Genomic DNA, 15,564 nt, shown 5'->3' with positions numbered 1-15,564 from the left:
CTCAACCCCCTGCAATAACCTGAAAAAGCAGGATCTGGTCGCCATCCTGCACGATATGTTGCGCCCATTGTTCCCGCGGGACGATTTGCTGATTAATCGCCAGTGCCGCACCTGCTTGTTGTTGATCGAGTTGCTCCAGCAGTTCGTGAACAGTTAGTCCGGCGACGCACTGCATCGGTTGATCGTTAAACAGGATCTGCATTGCTTCCTCCGCATACCGGGCAACCGCTGGCGCGGCGCAACGCCAGGTTGCGCCATTGGTTTAATTTACCGTCAAACAGTCGAAGATATCCCGCAGGGGTCTCTATACCACTCAATAGCTTAATTGCTTCCAGTGCCTGTAACGTGCCCATGACCCCGACCACCGGGCCAACCACGCCTGCCGTGCGGCAGTTGCGTTCAGGCTCCTGGTTATCCGGCCACAGGCAGCGGTAACACCCCTGTTCCCAGGGCGGTGTCAGCACCATCAACTGACCACCAAATCCGACCGCGCTGGCGGTGATAAGCGGTGTGTTAAGTGCTACGCAGGCGGCATTAATCTCCTGGCGAGTCGCCATGTTGTCGGTACAGTCGAGCACCACATCGGCCCGTGCTACCGCATCTTTTAACGCCTTACCCGTTAACCGTTGTTGTAATGCTGTCAGTTGAATGTCGGGATTCAACTGTGTCAGTCGCTGTTGGCTGACCTGCGATTTCGGGCGATCGATATCTTCAGTCGTAAAGAGGATTTGTCGTTGCAGATTGCTCAAATGCACATCGTCGTCATCTGCCAGTACCAGCGTCCCGACACCAGCTCCCGCCAGGTATAGTGCAGCAGGTGTACCCAACCCACCCAGACCGATAATCAGCACCTGGCTGTCGAGCAGTTTTTGCTGCCCGTCAAGAGCAATATCGTCGAGCAGGATTTGACGGCTATAACGCATAAAATCACGGTCATTCATCGCCAACTCCTGCAATCTCCAGCAACTGTTCCGTTGCTAAACGCCAGTCTGCGGCCTGGGTAATGGCACTGACGACGGCGATACTGCCAACACCTGTCGCCATCACCGCAGGTGCGCGCGGCAGGCTGATACCGCCAATCGCTACAGTGGGATAATCAGCCAGGCGCTCAACATGCCGTGCCAGCTGTTCCAGCCCCTGCGGTGCAGAAGGCATCTGTTTGGTTTGCGTCGGGAACACATGTCCTAGCGCGATATAAGAAGGACGTGCTGCCAGCGCGACGTCGATCTCCATATCATCATGAGTCGAAACGCCCAGCCGCAGGCCCGCTGCACGGATGGCATTGAGATCGGTGGCTTGCAAATCTTCCTGCCCCAGATGGACGCCATACGCCTGATGCTTAATCGCCAGCCGCCAGTAATCGTTGATAAACAGTCGCGCGTTATAGCGGCGGCCCAGCGCAATTGCTGCCACGACATCGGCTTCAACCTCTTCATCGCGCCGATCTTTGATGCGCAGCTGGAGAGTACGCACGCCTGCATCCAACAGACGTTCGATCCACTGTACGCTATCCACTACCGGGTACAGTCCTAAACGAAAAGGTACATGAGGAAAATCAGGCTGATACATCACGCTTCCTCCTTACGCAGGTAGATTTCTCCACCTCTGGCACGGAAGTTCTCCGACATATCCGCCATTCCCACTTCAATGGTTTGCGCGGCGGTATAGTCACGCACTTCCTGGCTGATTTTCATCGAGCAGAATTTCGGCCCACACATGGAGCAAAAATGGGCGACTTTACCGGACTCTTGTGGCAGGGTTTCATCGTGATAAGTGCGGGCGGTAAACGGGTCGGGGGCCAGATTAAACTGGTCTTCCCAGCGAAATTCGAAGCGGGCTTTCGACATGGCGTTATCGCGAATTTGCGCGCCCGGATGCCCTTTCGCCAGGTCGGCGGCGTGGGCGGCAATCTTATAGGTGATAAGCCCCTGCTTAACATCTTCTTTATTAGGCAGACCCAGATGCTCTTTTGGCGTTACGTAACAGAGCATCGCGCAGCCAAACCAGCCAATCATCGCCGCGCCAATCCCCGATGTGAAGTGGTCATAACCCGGCGCAATATCAGTAGTTAGCGGCCCGAGGGTATAGAACGGTGCTTCGTGGCAGTGCTCTAACTCCTCGGTCATATTGCGGCGGATCATCTGCATCGGCACGTGGCCTGGACCTTCAATCATCACCTGCACGTCATATTCCCAGGCGATTTTGGTCAGTTCGCCCAGCGTATGTAGCTCGGCAAACTGCGCTTCATCGTTGGCGTCCTGAATAGAACCGGGGCGCAGGCCGTCGCCCAAGGACAACGAAACATCATAAGCGGCACAGATTTCACAAATTTCGCGGAAGTGTTGATAGAGGAAATTTTCCTGATGATGGGAGAGGCACCATTTCGCCATAATCGAACCGCCGCGAGAGACGATACCGGTCAGGCGTTTCGCGGTCATCGGCACGTAGCGCAGTAGCACGCCCGCATGGATAGTGAAGTAATCCACACCTTGTTCGGCCTGTTCCAGCAGCGTGTCCCGGAACGCTTCCCAGGTAAGATCTTCAGCGATCCCGTTAACCTTCTCCAGCGCCTGGTAGATCGGCACTGTACCAATCGGCACCGGGCTGTTACGCAAAATCCATTCGCGAGTTTCGTGAATATAGCGACCGGTGGAAAGATCCATCACTGTATCCGCCCCCCAGCGCGTAGACCATACCAGCTTTTCCACTTCTTCTTCGATGGAAGAGGTGACTGCCGAGTTGCCGATATTGGCGTTAACCTTCACCAGAAAGTTGCGACCAATAATCATCGGCTCTGATTCCGGATGGTTGATGTTGGCGGGGATAATGGCACGTCCGGCAGCAACTTCATCACGGACAAATTCCGCGGTGATATTTTCCGGCAGACGTGCGCCAAAGCTCATTCCCGGATGCTGGTGGCGCAAAACTTCGCTACGTATGCGCTCGCGACCCATATTCTCGCGAATGGCGATGAATTCCATTTCGGGCGTGATGATGCCCCGGCGGGCGTAGTGCAGTTGGGTGACGCGGCGTCCTGCTTTGGCGCGCTTTGGGGTTAATACGCCGCTAAAACGTAGCTCGTCGAGGCCATCATCTGCTAGTCGCGCTTTAGTGTAATCGGAACTGCGCACGGTAAGTTCTTCGGTATCGCCGCGCGCATCGATCCACGGCTGGCGCAGTTTTGCCAGTCCTTGCTGCACGTTAATGGCGATCTGTGGATCGCCATACGGACCGGAGGTGTCGTAGACCGGAATCGCTTCGTTTTCTTCGTACTGCGGCTGTTCTTTGCTGCCGCCAATTAGCGTCGGGCTAAGCTGGATCTCACGCATCGGCACGCGCACGCCGGGGTGTGTGCCGGTGATGTAAATGCGTTTTGAGTTTGGAAAGGCGGTGCCTTCCAGGGTGTCGATAAAATGTTGGGCCTGGGCGCGTTGTTCGCGGCGGGTCAGTTTTGTTGCAGACATAGCTCATTCCAAAAAGTTAAGGACGTGGCTTGTCAGACGACGGATGAAGCAAGAGACGATCGCCGCAAAGGCGATGCGATAGCAGATTAACTCTTGTTCCCTTCGCAGGTATTAGCCTGATCAGGTTCCGCGGATCCCGAATAAACGGTCTCAGCCAGTTAAGGCACTCCGACAAGAAATTAGCCCCGCAAACGGGGCGTTGAATGTAAATTACGCGTTAACAGCGCAGAACTCAAGCAGGATGTTTGACGCGGGCGGCGTCAAGCACCAGCAGAATCAGCTTATCTTCCAGCACAAAGCGCGCTTCCAGGGCCTCGCCGATGTCAGATAAAACCTGTTGAAACTCAAGGTAATTATCATGATCGATAGCGGTTTCCAGGCTGGAATCGTAGTAATCCATAATCTGTTGGGTATTGGCTTCGAGTTGTGGCCAAATCTTCGCGGCGCGTGCGAGTTGCCCATTGCCTTCCAGTTTATGAAGAATGCGCTCATAAATACTGAAATGTCCGGCAGACAAGTAATCGACCAGGCTCTGACAAAAATCATCAAGGGCTTTTTCGTTTAGCCTCATGTACGATTCTTTGCCAGGCTTAATGCCAACCAGATTGTAGTAAGCCACGAGCAGATGCTTACGTACATGTAGCCAGCGATCAACCAGTTTGTTACTTCCTCTGACGCGCTCCGTCAGGTTATCGAGCTGGTTAAGCATGATTGACTCCGCAAGTTTGTATTCAAAAACTGCTCAGTGAGAAATGTAAAAACCATGTTAAACATGCCAGTGATGCAAAGGTAGTGCAAGAGCTATGGATCGTATAATTGAAAAATTAGATCACGGCTGGTGGGTCGTCAGCCATGAACAAAAATTATGGTTGCCGAAGGGAGAATTGCCATATGGCGAAGCGGCAAATTTTGATCTTGTGGGTCAGCGCGCACTACAAATCGGCGAATGGCAGGGGGAACCTGTTTGGTTAGTACAACAGCAGCGGCGTCACGATATGGGGTCGGTACGTCAGGTCATTGATCTCGATGTTGGGCTGTTTCAACTGGCCGGACGTGGCGTGCAACTGGCGGAGTTTTACCGATCGCATAAATACTGTGGTTACTGCGGGCATGAAATGTATCCGAGCAAAACCGAATGGGCGATGCTGTGCAGCCATTGCCGTGAGCGTTACTACCCGCAAATCGCCCCCTGCATTATTGTTGCCATCCGTCGCGATGATTCGATCCTCCTCGCCCAGCATACCCGCCATCGTAACGGTGTCCATACGGTACTTGCCGGATTCGTCGAAGTGGGCGAAACCCTCGAGCAGGCGGTCGCGCGGGAAGTGATGGAAGAGAGCGGAATTAAAGTTAAAAACTTGCGGTACGTGACTTCCCAGCCGTGGCCGTTTCCCCAGTCGCTGATGACCGCATTTATGGCGGAATATGACAGCGGCGACATCGTGATTGATCCGAAAGAGCTGCTCGAGGCGAACTGGTATCGCTACGATGATTTACCGTTACTTCCGCCGCCCGGCACCGTGGCGCGCCGTCTGATAGAAGATACGGTGGCGATGTGTCGGGCAGAGTATGAGTGATGATACACTGACCGCCTGACGCACTAAGGAACAGCCAAAATGACCGAACTCAAAAACGATCGTTATCTGCGGGCGCTGCTGCGCCAGCCCGTTGATGTCACTCCAGTATGGATGATGCGCCAGGCGGGTCGCTATCTACCGGAATATAAAGCCACGCGCGCCCAGGCGGGCGATTTTATGTCGCTGTGCAAAAATGCAGAGCTGGCGTGCGAAGTGACTTTGCAACCGCTGCGTCGCTATCCGCTGGATGCGGCGATCCTCTTTTCCGATATCCTCACCGTGCCGGACGCGATGGGGTTAGGGCTCTATTTTGAAGCCGGAGAAGGTCCGCGTTTTACCTCGCCAGTCACCTGCAAAGCTGACGTTGATAAACTGCCAATTCCGGACCCGGAAGATGAGCTGGGTTATGTGATGAACGCGGTGCGTACTATTCGCCGCGAACTGAAAGGCGAAGTGCCGCTGATTGGTTTTTCCGGCAGCCCGTGGACGCTGGCGACCTATATGGTGGAAGGTGGCAGCAGCAAAGCGTTCACCGTGATCAAAAAGATGATGTATGCCGATCCACAGGCGCTGCACGCTCTGCTCGATAAACTGGCGAAAAGCGTCACTTTGTATCTGAATGCGCAAATTAAAGCTGGTGCTCAGGCCGTGATGATCTTCGATACCTGGGGCGGCGTGCTCACCGGGTGCGATTATCAACAGTTCTCGCTCTATTACATGCATAAAATAGTTGATGGTTTACTGCGTGAAAACGACGGTCGCCGTGTACCGGTCACCCTGTTTACCAAAGGCGGTGGACAGTGGCTGGAAGCTATGGCGGAAACGGGTTGCGATGCGCTGGGCCTCGACTGGACAACGGATATCGCCGATGCGCGCCGCCGCGTGGGCAATAAAGTCGCGCTGCAGGGTAATATGGATCCGTCGATGCTGTACGCGCCACCTGCCCGCATTGAAGAAGAAGTCGCGACTATACTTGCAGGTTTCGGTCACGGCGAAGGTCATGTATTTAACCTTGGTCACGGCATTCACCAGGATGTGCCGCCAGAACATGCTGGCGTGTTTGTGGAGGCTGTGCATCGCCTGTCTGAACAGTATCACCGCTAAGAGCCTGGTCCATCAGGCTATTTTATTTGCCATTTTGAGGCCGGGCAGTGCTCAAAATCCTCACGTACTACGTGTACGCTCCGGTTTTTCCGCGCTGTCCGGCCTCAAACTGCCTTCAACAATTACGCCTGGTGGACCAGGCTCTAAGGAGCGATTATGGATCTCGCGTCATTACGCGCTCAACAAATCGAACTGGCTTCTTCTGTGATCCGCGAGGATCGACTTGATAAAGATCCGCCGGATCTGATCGCCGGAGCCGATGTCGGGTTTGAGCAGGGCGGAGAAGTGACGCGAGCGGCGATGGTGCTGTTGAAATACCCCTCGCTTGAGCTGGTGGAGTATAAAGTGGCCCGCATCGCCACTACCATGCCTTACATTCCAGGTTTTCTCTCCTTCCGCGAATATCCTGCGCTGCTGGCAGCGTGGGAGATGCTGTCGCAAAAGCCGGATTTAGTGTTTGTCGATGGTCACGGGATCTCGCATCCTCGCCGTCTTGGCGTCGCCAGCCACTTTGGTTTGCTGGTGGATGTGCCGACCATTGGCGTAGCGAAAAAACGGCTCTGCGGTAAATTCGAACCGCTCTCCAGCGAACCGGGCGCGCTGGCCCCACTGATGGATAAAGGCGAGCAGCTGGCATGGGTCTGGCGCAGCAAAGCGCGCTGTAACCCGTTGTTTATCGCTACCGGTCATCGGGTCAGCGTGGACAGCGCGCTGGCGTGGGTACAACGCTGCATGAAAGGCTATCGTCTGCCGGAGCCAACGCGCTGGGCAGACGCGGTGGCCTCGGAACGTCCGGCGTTCGTGCGCTATACAGCAAATCAGCCCTAATTCAGGTAAACTGCGGATAATTTCCGTATTTGAGAACTCAACATGTTACAAAACCCAATTCATCTGCGTCTGGAGCGCCTGGAAAGCTGGCAGCACGTCACTTTCATGGCTTGCTTATGCGAACGCATGTACCCCAATTACGCCATGTTCTGCCAGCAAACCGGTTTTGGTGATGGGCAAATTTACCGCCGCATTCTCGATCTCATCTGGGAAACACTGACCGTCAAAGACGCAAAAGTGAATTTCGATAGCCAACTGGAGAAATTTGAAGAAGCGATTCCTTCAGCGGACGATTTCGATCTGTACGGCGTTTATCCGGCAATCGATGCCTGCGTGGCGTTAAGTGAACTGGTCCATTCGCGTTTGAGTGGCGAAACGCTCGAACACGCGGTAGAAGTGAGTAAGACCTCCATCACGACCGTGGCGATGCTGGAAATGACTCAGGCTGGCCGTGAAATGAGCGATGAAGAGCTCAAAGAAAACCCAGCTGTAGAGCAAGAGTGGGACATTCAGTGGGAAATATTCCGACTTTTAGCTGAGTGCGAAGAACGCGATATCGAGCTGATAAAAGGCCTTAGGGCAGACCTGCGTGAGGCGGGCGAGAGCAATATTGGTATAATTTTTCAGCAATAAGACCAGAAAACGTGATTTAACGCCTGATTTGTCATACCTGGAGTCTTCCCTTTCGCCCCCCGTCTGGTCTACATTTGGGGGGCGAAAAAAAGTGGCTATCGGTGCGTGTATGCAGGAGAGTGCTATTCTGGCATTTCCGTCGCACTCGATGCTTAGCAAGCGATAAACACATTGTAAGGATAACTTATGAACAAGACTCAACTGATTGATGTAATTGCAGAGAAAGCAGAACTGTCCAAAACCCAGGCTAAAGCTGCTCTGGAGTCCACTCTGGCTGCAATTACTGAGTCTCTGAAAGAAGGCGATGCTGTACAACTGGTTGGTTTCGGTACCTTCAAAGTGAACCACCGCGCTGAGCGTACTGGCCGCAACCCGCAGACCGGTAAAGAAATCAAAATTGCCGCAGCTAACGTGCCGGCATTTGTTTCTGGCAAGGCACTGAAAGACGCAGTTAAGTAAGATTGCGTGGCAGTGAACAGTTTTAACGAAGGGGTGGTTTCACCCCTTTTGTCTTTCTGGCGTCGATCATTGATGCTGGCGGGCGCTCTGTTTCTCACTGCCTGTAGTCACAACTCTTCACTTCCTCCCTTTACCGCCAGTGGATTTGCTGAAGATCAGGGCGCGGTACGTATCTGGCGAAAAGACAGTGGCAATAATGTGCATCTGCTTGCTGTGTTTAGCCCGTGGCGCAGTGGCGATACCACGACACGAGAGTATCGCTGGCAGGGCGATAACCTCACGCTTATCAATATCAATGTTTACAGCAAACCGCCGGTGAATATTCGCGCGCGTTTTGACGATCGCGGCGATCTGAGCTTTATGCAACGTGAATCCGACGGGGAAAAACAGCAGCTTTCTAACGACCAAATCGATTTATACCGTTATCGTGCTGATCAGATCCGCCAGATTAGCGATGCCTTACGTCAGGGGAGAGTCGTGCTGCGCCAGGGGCGCTGGCATGCGATGGAACAGACCGTGACCACCTGCGAAGGGCAAACCATTAAACCTGATTTAGATTCGCAGGCGATAGCGCATATCGAGCGCCGCCAGAGCCGCTCTTCTGTTGATGTCAGCGTGGCATGGCTGGAAGCGCCCGAAGGTTCGCAATTACTGTTAGTGGCAAACTCTGATTTCTGTCGCTGGCAACCCAACGAGAAAACGTTCTGATTTACCAGTGGCCCATACCCATATGACCGCCACCACCGCAGCCGCCGTAACCCATTCCGGTACCGCGCGGAATACCCGCTTCAGCCATCGCAATATCTCGTTTCACCCGTAACTCATCTAACGACTGACGCAAATTCTCCATCTCTTTGGCGACCGCGTTAATTTTGCTGCTATCCGGTGGGTTCGCGGCTAACAGGGCATTGTATTCATAACGCTTCGTCACCAGTTGCTGTTGCAGTGCGCTGCTTTGAGCGTAAAAGTCATTATGGATTTTCTGCCACGCTGTCTGTTGTTCGCTGGTCAAAGGCGCGGCATTTTGCTGCCACATACCGTGTCCGCCGTGAGCAAATGCAGATGTCGATCCCATCGCCATTGCTGAAAGCGCCATCATCACCAGGGCAATTTTCGTGTTCCGTTTCATGGTTAATCCTCCAGTGGTTGTCTTACTTCGGGTATTGCATCTTTCGTGCCAACGGCGAAACGCTGATATGACGGGCAATATGACATGATAAACGAGTAAAAATGACTCGCCTGCTGTGTGTAGCGAGTCATTTTTACTCATTGAAACTTAAGCCTTTGTGTTAAAGCGCAGGGTAAGTGCTAATAAAAGATGGCATGATTTCTGCTGTCAAAAAGGGATGAACAGGCAAAGAAGAAGATGCGTTTTATGCAGCGATCAAAAGATGCCTTAGCAAAATGGTTAAGCGCGATCCTTCCCGTAGTCATTGTTGGACTGGTGGGGTTGTTTGCGGTGACCGTGATTCGCGATTATGGGCGCGAGACTGCCGCCGCCAGACAAACTCTGCTGGAAAAAGGCAGTGTACTTATCCGCGCTCTCGAATCCGGCTCGCGCGTCGGTATGGGGATGCGCATGCATCATGCGCAGCAGCAGGCTTTACTGGAAGAAATGGCTGGGCAGCCAGGAGTGCGTTGGTTTGCGGTCACGGATGAACAAGGAACAATCGTGATGCATAGCAACTCCGGCATGGTGGGAAAACAGCTTTATTCCCCGCAGGAAATGCAGCAGTTACATCCGGGAGACGAAGAAGCGTGGCGGCGGATCGATAGCGCAGACGGCGAGCCTGTTCTGGAAATTTATCGCCAGTTTCAACCGATGTTTGCTGCTGGAATGCACCGGATGCGCCATATGCAGCAGTATGCCGCGACACCACAAGCAATTTTTATCGCTTTCGACGCCAGTAACATTGTGAGTGCCGAAGAGCGTGAGCAGAGAAACACCCTGATTATCCTCTTCGCCCTGGCGACGGTCTTGCTGGCAAGCGTGTTGTCATTCTTCTGGTATCGCCGCTATCTTCGCTCGCGCCAGCTGTTACAGGATGAAATGAAGCGCAAAGAGAAGCTGGTGGCGCTGGGACATCTGGCCGCAGGTGTCGCCCATGAAATCCGTAATCCGCTTTCCTCGATTAAAGGGCTGGCGAAATATTTTGCCGAACGCGCACCAGCAGGAGGAGAAGCGCATCAATTGGCGCAGGTGATGGCGAAAGAAGCCGACCGTTTAAACCGCGTGGTAAGCGAGCTGCTGGAGCTGGTTAAGCCAACGCATCTTGCTTTGCAGGCGGTGGATCTCAACACGCTGATTAACCACTCATTACAACTGGTAAGCCAGGATGCAAACAGTAGGGAGATCCAATTACGCTTTACCGCCAACGACGCATTGCCGGAGATACAGGCCGATCCGGACCGACTGACTCAGGTCCTGTTGAATCTCTATCTCAATGCTATTCAGGCTATTGGTCAGCATGGCGTGATTAGCGTGACGGCCAGCGAAAGCAGCGCAGGCGTTAAAATAAGCGTAACCGACAGCGGTAAGGGAATTGCGGCGGATCAGCTTGAAGCCATCTTCACCCCGTACTTCACCACCAAAGCCGAAGGCACCGGACTGGGGCTGGCGGTTGTGCATAATATTGTTGAACAACACGGTGGTACAATTCAGGTCGTAAGCCAGGAGGGGAAAGGTGCAACGTTCACCCTCTGGCTTCCGGTCAATATTACGCGTAAGGACCCACAAGGATGACGCACGATAATATCGATATTCTGGTGGTGGATGATGACATTAGCCACTGCACTATCTTGCAGGCATTGCTGCGCGGCTGGGGCTATAACGTCGCGCTGGCGAACAGCGGGCGACAAGCGCTGGAGCAAGTGCGGGAACAGGTTTTTGATCTTGTGCTTTGTGATGTGCGAATGGCAGAGATGGATGGCATCGCCACGCTGAAAGAGATCAAAGCGTTAAATCCGGCAATTCCGGTATTGATTATGACCGCGTACTCCAGCGTCGAGACGGCGGTAGAGGCGTTGAAAACCGGGGCACTGGATTATCTCATCAAGCCGCTGGATTTCGATAACCTGCAGGCAACCCTGGAAAAGGCGCTTGTGCATACGCACAGTGTTGATGCTGAAACGCCTGCGGTGTCTGCCAGCCAGTTCGGTATGGTCGGTAAAAGCCCGGCGATGCAACACCTGCTCAGTGAAATCGCCCTTGTCGCGCCATCGGAAGCCACGGTGCTGATCCACGGCGATTCCGGCACTGGTAAAGAGCTGGTCGCCAGGGCGATTCACGCCAGTAGCGCACGGAGTGAAAAGCCGCTGGTAACGCTCAACTGTGCGGCACTCAACGAATCCTTACTGGAATCTGAATTGTTCGGTCACGAAAAAGGGGCGTTTACCGGAGCCGACAAACGGCGGGAAGGGCGCTTTGTGGAGGCAGACGGCGGCACGCTGTTTCTCGATGAAATTGGCGATATCTCACCGATGATGCAGGTTCGTCTACTGCGTGCGATTCAGGAGCGCGAAGTCCAGCGTGTCGGTAGCAATCAGAGTATCTCGGTTGATGTCCGGCTGATTGCGGCGACTCATCGCGATCTTGCCGCTGAGGTAAAGGCCGGGCGTTTTCGTCAGGATCTCTACTATCGCCTGAATGTGGTGGCGATTGAAGTACCTTCGCTACGGCAACGGCGGGAAGATATTCCTCTGCTGGCTAACCATTTTCTGCAGCGCTTTGCCGAACGCAATCGCAAGGCGGTAAAATGGTTTACTCCCCAGGCGATGGATCTGCTGATTCACTACGACTGGCCGGGAAATATTCGTGAACTGGAAAACGCGGTGGAACGGGCGGTGGTGCTGCTGACCGGGGAATATATTTCCGAACGCGAGCTGCCGCTGGCGATTGCCAGTACGCCGATCCCGCTGGTGCAAAGTCAGGATATTCAGCCGCTGGTGGAAGTCGAAAAAGAAGTGATTCTGGCGGCGCTGGAGAAAACGGGCGGCAACAAAACCGAAGCCGCCCGTCAGTTAGGGATTACGCGCAAAACGCTATTGGCAAAACTGTCGCGTTAGTTCTGCTCGCGTTCGATGGCGCGCCAGCCGATATCCTTCCGGCAGAAGCAATCGTCCCAATGGATATCGGTCATTAAGGCATAAGCGCGTTTCTGCGCTTCTGCCACGGTATGACCCAGCGCGGTGATGCACAGTACGCGCCCGCCGCTGGTTACCACCTGCTCGTCATCCGCCAGTTTTGTGCCCGCGTGGAACACTTTGCCGTCAGACACTTCTTCCAGCGGCAGGCCGTGGATCACATCGCCGGTGCGGTAATCGCCCGGATATCCACCCGCAGCCATCACCACGCCGAGAGAAGCGCGTTCATCCCACTCGGACGTTTTCTCGTCAAGCGTACCTTCACAGGCCGCCAGGCAAAGCTCAACCAGATCGGACTTCATGCGTAGCATAATCGGCTGGGTTTCAGGATCGCCAAAGCGGCAGTTAAATTCGATAACCTTCGGATTACCCTGTTTGTCGATCATCAGGCCCGCATAGAGAAAACCGGTGTAGGTGTTGCCTTCCGCCGCCATGCCTTTCACGGTTGGCCAGATGATACGTTCCATCGTGCGCAGATGAACTTCATCGGTCACCACTGGCGCAGGGGAGTAAGCGCCCATCCCGCCCGTGTTCGGCCCGGTATCTTTATCGCCTACGCGTTTGTGATCCTGGCTGGTGGCCATTGGCAGCACATGCTCACCGTCCACCATCACGATAAAGCTCGCTTCTTCGCCGTCGAGGAACTCTTCGATAACAATACGATGACCCGCGTCGCCAAAAGCGTTGCCTGCCAGCATGTCGTGAACGGCCGCTTCGGCTTCTTCCAGCGTCATCGCTACGATAACGCCTTTCCCGGCAGCCAGACCGTCCGCTTTAATGACGATTGGCGCGCCTTTCTCACGCAGATACGCCAGTGCAGGTTCTACCTCGGTGAAGTTCTGGTATTCCGCCGTAGGGATCTTATGGCGGGCCAGGAAATCCTTGGTAAACGCTTTCGAGCCTTCCAGTTGTGCGGCGCCTGCGGTTGGTCCGAAGATTTTCAGCCCGGCGGCGCGGAAAGTATCGACCACGCCTTTCACCAGCGGTGCTTCCGGGCCGACGATGGTCAGGTCTACCTTTTCATTTTGCGCGAAATCCAACAGTGCCGGGATATCGGTCACGCCGATAGCGACGTTTTGCAGCGCGGGTTCCAGTGCAGTGCCTGCGTTACCCGGAGCAACAAAAACAGTCTCAACCAGCGGCGACTGGGCCGCTTTCCAGGCCAGTGCGTGCTCGCGCCCGCCATTACCAATCACTAATACTTTCATCTGTCGCTCCATTAATGGCGGAAGTGGCGCATGTCGGTGAAGAGCATCGCAATGCCGTGCTCGTCGGCGGCGGCAATCACTTCGTCATCACGGATAGAACCGCCAGGCTGGATTACGCAGGTCACGCCCGCAGCGGCCGCGGCATCAATACCGTCGCGGAACGGGAAGAACGCGTCAGAAGCCATTGACGAACCTTTCACTTCCAGGCCTTCATCGGCGGCTTTAATACCGGCGATTTTCGCGGAGTACACGCGGCTCATCTGGCCTGCGCCAATCCCGATGGTCATATTGCCTTTGGCATAGACGATAGCGTTGGATTTCACGAACTTCGCCACTTTCCAGCAGAATAGCGCATCACGCAGCTCCTGTTCGGTCGGCTGACGTTTGGTGACGACGCGCAGTTCTTCTGCACCAACCATCCCCAGGTCACGATCCTGAACCAGCAGACCGCCGTTCACGCGTTTGAAATCAAGGCCTGGAACACGCTCGGCCCACTGACCGCAGGTCAGGACACGTACGTTCTGTTTAGCGGCTGTGATTTTCAGGGCTTCTTCGCTGGCGGACGGTGCAATAATCACTTCGACAAACTGACGAGAAATGATGGCCTGTGCGGTTTCAGCATCCAGCTCGCGGTTAAAGGCGATAATGCCGCCGAACGCAGAGGTGGGGTCGGTTTTATACGCGCGATCGTAAGCATCAAGAATGGAATTGCCGATAGCCACACCGCAAGGGTTGGCGTGCTTCACAATCACACATGCCGGCTCGGCGAACTCTTTCACGCACTCCAGCGCCGCATCGGTATCGGCGATGTTGTTATAAGAGAGGGCTTTACCCTGAACCTGGGTTGCGGTGGCAACGGAGGCTTCTTTCACATTCTCTTCTATATAGAAGGCAGCCTGCTGGTGGCTGTTCTCGCCGTAGCGCATATCCTGCTTCTTAATGAAGTTCAGGTTCAGTGTACGCGGGAAGCGACCAGCGGCCTCTTTGCTTTCACCGTGATAAGCCGGAACCATGCTGCCGAAGTAGTTGGCAATCATGCTGTCGTAGGCGGCGGTGTGTTCGAAGGCTTTGATAGCGAGATCGAAACGGGTTGCAAGCGTCAGCGATCCTTCGTTGGCATCCATCTCTTTAATAATGGCGTCGTAGTCGCTGCTCTTCACCACGATTGCGACATCTTTATGGTTCTTGGCGGCGGAGCGCACCATCGTTGGACCACCGATATCGATGTTCTCAACCGCATCTTCCAGCGAGCAGCCTTCACGGGCAACGGTCTGGGCGAACGGATAGAGGTTAACAACTACCATATCGATAGGTTGGATCTGATGTTCTTCCATAATGGCATCGTCCTGGCCGCGACGGCCCAGAATGCCACCATGCACTTTTGGATGCAGGGTCTTCACGCGTCCATCCATCATCTCCGGGAAACCGGTGTAATCGGAAACTTCGGTTACCGGCAGACCTTTTTCTGCTAACAGACGGGCAGTGCCCCCTGTAGACAGCAGCTCCACACCGCGTGCGGAAAGTGCCTGGGCGAATTCGACGATACCTGCTTTGTCAGAAACACTGAGCAGAGCGCGGCGGACTGGACGACGTTGTTGCATGGTAAATCCCCTGGATTTGACTATTACAGAGAGCGTTAGCTGAATTTTTCGCGAAAAACTCAGCTAACGCCCCTTACGGGGCATCCTTGTTTTGCGGTGGCATTGTAACGAAAACGTTTGCGCAACGCTCGCGAATTTTTCTTTTTCAATAGCGATCACAATTTTGACTGTGGTTACCGTGGGAAAAATATAGAAATCACAGTAACGATTGTGGATAACTCTGTGCGTAAAAAGGTATAAGGCGGGGTTTTGCTGGGGAATGCAGCAGTCAGTCATTTTTCTGCAATTTTTCTATTGCGGCCTGCGGAGAACTCCCTATAATGCGCCTCCATCGACACGGCGGATGTGAATCACTTCACACAAACAGCCGGTTCGGTTGAAGAGAAAAATCCTGAAATTCAGGGTTGACTCTGAAAGAGGAAAGCGTAATATACGCCACCTCGCGACAGTGAGCTGAAAGCCGCGTCGCAACTGCTCTTTAACAATTTATCAGACAATCTGTGTGGGCACTCGAAGATACGGATTCTTAACGTCGCAAGACGAAAAA

Annotated in this window: 16 protein-coding genes and 1 riboswitch; of the genes, 8 read left to right on the top strand and 8 right to left on the bottom strand. The window is 54.0% G+C overall.

Features of this window, described 5'->3' with window-relative positions; genetic code table 11:
• Position 1 precedes the first annotated feature (1 nt).
• The 5 genes from thiS to rsd form a co-directional block, all read right to left on the bottom strand.
• Positions 2–202 (bottom strand): sulfur carrier protein ThiS, encoded by a 201-nt coding sequence (thiS, locus tag BEB42_RS24605; protein WP_001166248.1) that lies wholly within the window; start codon positions 200–202, stop codon positions 2–4.
• A complete protein-coding gene (gene thiF / locus BEB42_RS24600; RefSeq protein WP_032185276.1) occupies positions 186–941 on the bottom strand; it encodes a thiazole biosynthesis adenylyltransferase ThiF in 756 nt (251 codons plus the stop codon). The genes thiS and thiF overlap by 17 nt, the downstream gene beginning before the upstream one ends.
• Positions 934–1,569 carry a thiamine phosphate synthase gene (thiE, locus tag BEB42_RS24595; RefSeq protein WP_000284578.1) on the bottom strand — a complete coding sequence of 212 codons (636 nt, stop codon included), beginning with the start codon at positions 1,567–1,569 and terminating at the stop codon, positions 934–936. Before thiE ends, thiF begins: the two co-directional genes overlap by 8 nt.
• Positions 1,569–3,464 carry a phosphomethylpyrimidine synthase ThiC gene (gene thiC / locus BEB42_RS24590; RefSeq protein ID WP_001276894.1) on the bottom strand — a complete coding sequence of 632 codons (1,896 nt, stop codon included), beginning with the start codon at positions 3,462–3,464 and terminating at the stop codon, positions 1,569–1,571. Before thiC ends, thiE begins: the two co-directional genes overlap by 1 nt.
• 80 nt (positions 3,465–3,544) lie before the next feature.
• Positions 3,545–3,645: riboswitch (TPP riboswitch) on the bottom strand.
• A 51-nt stretch (positions 3,646–3,696) separates the two neighbouring features.
• Entirely contained in the window at positions 3,697–4,173 is a 477-nt protein-coding gene (rsd, locus tag BEB42_RS24585; protein WP_000934302.1) for a sigma D regulator, read from the bottom strand.
• A gap of 94 nt (positions 4,174–4,267) precedes the next feature.
• Here rsd and nudC point away from each other — a divergent pair, with 94 nt between their 5' ends.
• The 6 genes from nudC (at position 4,268) to BEB42_RS24550 (ending at position 8,773) form a co-directional block, all read left to right on the top strand.
• On the top strand, positions 4,268–5,041 hold the full coding sequence (nudC, locus tag BEB42_RS24580; RefSeq protein ID WP_000373940.1) for an NAD(+) diphosphatase: 774 nt from the start codon (positions 4,268–4,270) through the stop codon (positions 5,039–5,041).
• Between the two features lie 39 nt (positions 5,042–5,080).
• The gene (gene hemE / locus BEB42_RS24575) at positions 5,081–6,145 is read left to right on the top strand and encodes a uroporphyrinogen decarboxylase (RefSeq protein ID WP_000137643.1); all 1,065 of its coding nucleotides are present in this window, start codon (positions 5,081–5,083) and stop codon (positions 6,143–6,145) included.
• 156 nt (positions 6,146–6,301) lie between these two features.
• Complete coding sequence (nfi, locus tag BEB42_RS24565) at positions 6,302–6,973, top strand: deoxyribonuclease V (protein WP_000362388.1); 672 nt, start codon at positions 6,302–6,304, stop codon at positions 6,971–6,973.
• A 42-nt stretch (positions 6,974–7,015) separates the two neighbouring features.
• Positions 7,016–7,606 (top strand): YjaG family protein, encoded by a 591-nt coding sequence (locus tag BEB42_RS24560; protein ID WP_000940106.1) that lies wholly within the window; start codon positions 7,016–7,018, stop codon positions 7,604–7,606.
• A gap of 186 nt (positions 7,607–7,792) precedes the next feature.
• Entirely contained in the window at positions 7,793–8,065 is a 273-nt protein-coding gene (gene hupA / locus BEB42_RS24555) for a nucleoid-associated protein HU-alpha (protein WP_001044513.1), read from the top strand.
• 12 nt (positions 8,066–8,077) lie between these two features.
• Entirely contained in the window at positions 8,078–8,773 is a 696-nt protein-coding gene (locus BEB42_RS24550; protein ID WP_032243492.1) for a DUF1481 domain-containing protein, read from the top strand.
• A gap of 1 nt (position 8,774) precedes the next feature.
• On the opposite strand, the gene zraP is transcribed toward BEB42_RS24550, so the two are convergent.
• Entirely contained in the window at positions 8,775–9,194 is a 420-nt protein-coding gene (zraP, locus tag BEB42_RS24545; protein ID WP_001296714.1) for a zinc resistance sensor/chaperone ZraP, read from the bottom strand.
• A 237-nt stretch (positions 9,195–9,431) separates the two neighbouring features.
• On the opposite strand from zraP, the gene zraS reads away from it, so the two are divergent.
• Positions 9,432–10,808 (top strand): two-component system sensor histidine kinase ZraS, encoded by a 1,377-nt coding sequence (gene zraS, locus BEB42_RS24535; RefSeq protein WP_001211881.1) that lies wholly within the window; start codon positions 9,432–9,434, stop codon positions 10,806–10,808.
• Positions 10,805–12,130, top strand: coding sequence for a sigma-54-dependent response regulator transcription factor ZraR (gene zraR, locus BEB42_RS24530; RefSeq protein ID WP_000148527.1), 1,326 nt, complete (start codon positions 10,805–10,807; stop codon positions 12,128–12,130). Before zraS ends, zraR begins: the two co-directional genes overlap by 4 nt.
• Here zraR and purD read toward each other — a convergent pair.
• Positions 12,127–13,416, bottom strand: coding sequence for a phosphoribosylamine--glycine ligase (gene purD, locus BEB42_RS24525; RefSeq protein ID WP_000866831.1), 1,290 nt, complete (start codon positions 13,414–13,416; stop codon positions 12,127–12,129). The genes zraR and purD overlap by 4 nt on opposite strands.
• 11 nt (positions 13,417–13,427) lie before the next feature.
• A complete protein-coding gene (purH, locus tag BEB42_RS24520) occupies positions 13,428–15,017 on the bottom strand; it encodes a bifunctional phosphoribosylaminoimidazolecarboxamide formyltransferase/IMP cyclohydrolase (protein WP_001187550.1) in 1,590 nt (529 codons plus the stop codon).
• Positions 15,018–15,564 lie beyond the last annotated feature (547 nt).

Origin of the sequence: Escherichia sp. MOD1-EC5990 (genome assembly GCF_002965285.1) — a bacterium.
GTDB classification, from domain to species: Bacteria; Pseudomonadota; Gammaproteobacteria; order Enterobacterales; family Enterobacteriaceae; genus Escherichia; species Escherichia coli_F.
The sequence above is the reverse complement of the archived record's forward strand: the minus strand, read 5'-3'. Positions and strand labels throughout refer to the sequence as shown.

Coding starts and splice junctions, on each gene's coding strand:
- thiC (WP_001276894.1), bottom strand. CDS start 3,464: ATGTCTGCAACAAAACTGACCCGCCGCGAACAACGCGCCCAGGCCCAA.
- nudC (WP_000373940.1), top strand. CDS start 4,268: ATGGATCGTATAATTGAAAAATTAGATCACGGCTGGTGGGTCGTCAGC.
- thiF (WP_032185276.1), bottom strand. CDS start 941: ATGAATGACCGTGATTTTATGCGTTATAGCCGTCAAATCCTGCTCGAC.
- BEB42_RS24560 (WP_000940106.1), top strand. CDS start 7,016: ATGTTACAAAACCCAATTCATCTGCGTCTGGAGCGCCTGGAAAGCTGG.
- zraR (WP_000148527.1), top strand. CDS start 10,805: ATGACGCACGATAATATCGATATTCTGGTGGTGGATGATGACATTAGC.
- thiE (WP_000284578.1), bottom strand. CDS start 1,569: ATGTATCAGCCTGATTTTCCTCATGTACCTTTTCGTTTAGGACTGTAC.
- thiS (WP_001166248.1), bottom strand. CDS start 202: ATGCAGATCCTGTTTAACGATCAACCGATGCAGTGCGTCGCCGGACTA.
- hupA (WP_001044513.1), top strand. CDS start 7,793: ATGAACAAGACTCAACTGATTGATGTAATTGCAGAGAAAGCAGAACTG.
- zraS (WP_001211881.1), top strand. CDS start 9,432: ATGCGTTTTATGCAGCGATCAAAAGATGCCTTAGCAAAATGGTTAAGC.
- nfi (WP_000362388.1), top strand. CDS start 6,302: ATGGATCTCGCGTCATTACGCGCTCAACAAATCGAACTGGCTTCTTCT.
- purD (WP_000866831.1), bottom strand. CDS start 13,416: ATGAAAGTATTAGTGATTGGTAATGGCGGGCGCGAGCACGCACTGGCC.
- rsd (WP_000934302.1), bottom strand. CDS start 4,173: ATGCTTAACCAGCTCGATAACCTGACGGAGCGCGTCAGAGGAAGTAAC.
- purH (WP_001187550.1), bottom strand. CDS start 15,017: ATGCAACAACGTCGTCCAGTCCGCCGCGCTCTGCTCAGTGTTTCTGAC.
- zraP (WP_001296714.1), bottom strand. CDS start 9,194: ATGAAACGGAACACGAAAATTGCCCTGGTGATGATGGCGCTTTCAGCA.
- hemE (WP_000137643.1), top strand. CDS start 5,081: ATGACCGAACTCAAAAACGATCGTTATCTGCGGGCGCTGCTGCGCCAG.